The organism is Pseudomonas sp. NPDC089428, from assembly GCF_044749325.1.
Taxonomy (GTDB): Bacteria; Pseudomonadota; Gammaproteobacteria; order Pseudomonadales; family Pseudomonadaceae; genus Aquipseudomonas.
On sequence record NZ_JBIVHT010000035.1, the window covers coordinates 1 to 2,402 of the forward strand.

The 2,402-nt window shown below is 67.4% G+C and carries 2 protein-coding genes and 1 pseudogene; 2 read left to right on the forward strand and 1 reads right to left on the reverse strand.

From position 1 onward, the window contains the following. Positions 1–182: pseudogene (locus ACIPZ5_RS27700) on the reverse strand (outer membrane assembly protein); the annotation flags it as partial. Between the two features lie 178 nt (positions 183–360). Between ACIPZ5_RS27700 and ACIPZ5_RS27705 the strand changes: the two are divergent. Beyond that, on the forward strand, positions 361–1,053 hold the full coding sequence (locus ACIPZ5_RS27705) for a response regulator transcription factor (RefSeq protein WP_261944034.1): 693 nt from the start codon (positions 361–363) through the stop codon (positions 1,051–1,053). After that, positions 1,050–2,309 carry an ATP-binding protein gene (locus ACIPZ5_RS27710; RefSeq protein ID WP_400811805.1) on the forward strand — a complete coding sequence of 420 codons (1,260 nt, stop codon included), beginning with the start codon at positions 1,050–1,052 and terminating at the stop codon, positions 2,307–2,309. Before ACIPZ5_RS27705 ends, ACIPZ5_RS27710 begins: the two co-directional genes overlap by 4 nt. The last annotated feature ends 93 nt before the right edge of the window (positions 2,310–2,402 follow it).

The window sequence follows — 2,402 nt, forward strand, 5'->3', positions numbered from 1 at the left end:
GACTCCACCAGGCGGCGGTCGTCAGCCTGGTCACCGACGTTGAGCGGCAAGGCGCCGAACACGCTGCCGGCGGATACCCGCTGCAGGCCGTTGACGCGGATGTCGGCGATCCTGAACGACGCGGCCTGGGCCATGGAGGCATTGAGCAGCAGGATGGAGAGCAACAGTCGCGGGTAGTTCATCGAGGGTTCCAGGCGGGCGTAGAAGAGCAGCACGGGGCTGCCGGGAAGCGGGCGTTGAGCATACGGGCGGGCTGTGTTCGGCGCGGTTAACCGAGGGTAAAGATGTGTAAAGTTCGCCCACGCTGCGTTAGGACGGGGCGATCATGGCGTTTTTGCAGAACCTGGCACGTTATCCATCATGATCCCCGTACTGCTGGTCGACGACGACCGCGAACTGACCGAAATGCTCGCCCTGTACCTGGCCCGCGAGGGTTTCCAGGCCACTGCCGTGGCCACCGGCGAGGAGGGCGAGGCCCGCGCCTTGAGCGGGCTTTACCGCCTGGTGGTGCTGGACGTGATGCTGCCAGGCATCTCGGGCATCGAAGTGTTGCGGCGCATTCGAGCGCGCAGCCAGGTGCCGGTGCTGCTGTTGACCGCACGGGGTGACAACGTCGACCGTATCGCCGGCCTGGAACTGGGCGCCGACGACTATGTGCCCAAGCCCAGCTCACCGGGTGAACTGGTGGCGCGCCTGCGGGCGATCCTGCGCCGGGTGCATCCGCAGATGCTGGCCGAAAGCCAGGGCGCCGAGTCCATCGGCCGCGGTGCGCTGACCCTGTGGCCTGGGCGGCGCAAGGCGCAGTGGGGGCCGATACCGCTGGACCTGACCGGTACCGAGTTCAGCCTGCTCGAAGCCCTGGCCCGCCAGGCTGGCCAGCTGGTCAGCAAACAGGACCTGTCGTTGAACGCCCTGGGCCGGCCATTGACCCGTTATGACCGGCGCATCGACGTGCATATCAGCAGCATTCGCCAGAAGCTTGGCCCGCGCGATGATGGCAGCAGCTGGATCCAGAGTGTGCGGGGCATGGGTTACATGCTGATCGTCGAATGATGCGCCGGCGCCTGTTCTGGAAGCTGTTCCTGGCTTTCTGGCTGGCCAACAGCCTGACCTTCCTGGTCGGTGCCGGGGCCTTCATGCTTAACGACCTGCGCGGGGACACCCCTGGGTTGCGGTCGATGCTGGCAACGGAACTGAACCTGCTGCACCGCTATGGCGAGCAGGCCGGTCGTCAGTACCTGCAGGTATCGCCGCAGCCGCCAGATGTGCAAGTTGGCCTGTATGACGGCACCGGCCACTTGCTGGCCGGGCGCGCAGTGGACACGCCGCGCTTCGAGCGGGCGCTGCTCGACGAGGGTGGCCAGGCCCTGGTGCTGCGGGCTTCGGTGGCCACCCGTCTGGATGAAGCGCCGCCCCCACGGGGCATGGGCCCGTTGCTGACCGGTACGCTGATGAGTGCAGTGTTCGCCTTGCTCTGCAGCCTGTACCTGACCCGGCCACTGACCTGGCTGCGCGAGGCCATGGGCCAGGTTGCCCAGGGCCGCTTCGACGTGCGTGTGCGCCCGCGCCTGGGGCGTCGGCGCGACGAAATCGTCGAGCTGGCCGAAGACTGCGACCGCATGGCCGGGCAGCTCAAGGCGCTTGTCGAAGCACAGCAGCAGTTGCTGCACGACATCTCCCACGAATTGCGCTCGCCGCTGACCCGTCTGCATGTGGCCATCGGGCTGCTACGTCAGCAGCCCGAACGGGAAGAGATGCTCGGGCGTATCGAGCGCGAATCCCGGCGCATGGATGACCTGATCGAGCAATTGCTGACCCTGGCGCGGGTGCAGTCGCAGCAAGGCCAAAGCGAGCAGGGGGAGCTGGATGCCGTCGAGGTGCTGGCGCAGATCGTCGAGGATGCCCGTTTCGAGGCGGGCATGAAGCAGGCGCAGGTCAGCTTGCTGGGCGCTGGCACCTTCGTCACCCGTGGCCATGAGGAGTTGCTGTACCGCGCCTTCGAGAACGTGATTCGCAATGCAGTGCGCTATACCGCGCCGGGCAGCGAGGTGCGTGTCGAGGCGGTGCTGGTGGGCGGCGGGGAGCAGTTGCAGGTGCATATCGTCGACCACGGGCCGGGCGTGGAACCGGCTCGCCTGCAGAGCATCTTCGAGCCGTTCGATCGAGGCGGGCAAAGCGGCGCCGATGGTTTCGGCCTGGGCCTGGCCATCGCCCGCCGCGCCATCGGGCTGCACCAGGGCAGTATCAGCGCGAAGGCGGGCGAGGCGGGGGGCTTGAGCGTGGCGATCAGGTTGCCGCGGTTGGGGTGATGGCTGCGAGGTGTTCGGCGGGGGATTTTCAGCGCCTGGGAGATCGAGCGCCGCCCGCGCGGCGCTTCGCGGGGCAAGCCCGCTCCCACAGTC

Bases quoted from the DNA above. Each gene is read 5' to 3' on its own strand.
- ACIPZ5_RS27705 (WP_261944034.1), top strand. From the start codon at position 361: ATGATCCCCGTACTGCTGGTCGACGACGACCGCGAACTGACCGAAATG.
- ACIPZ5_RS27710 (WP_400811805.1), top strand. From the start codon at position 1,050: ATGATGCGCCGGCGCCTGTTCTGGAAGCTGTTCCTGGCTTTCTGGCTG.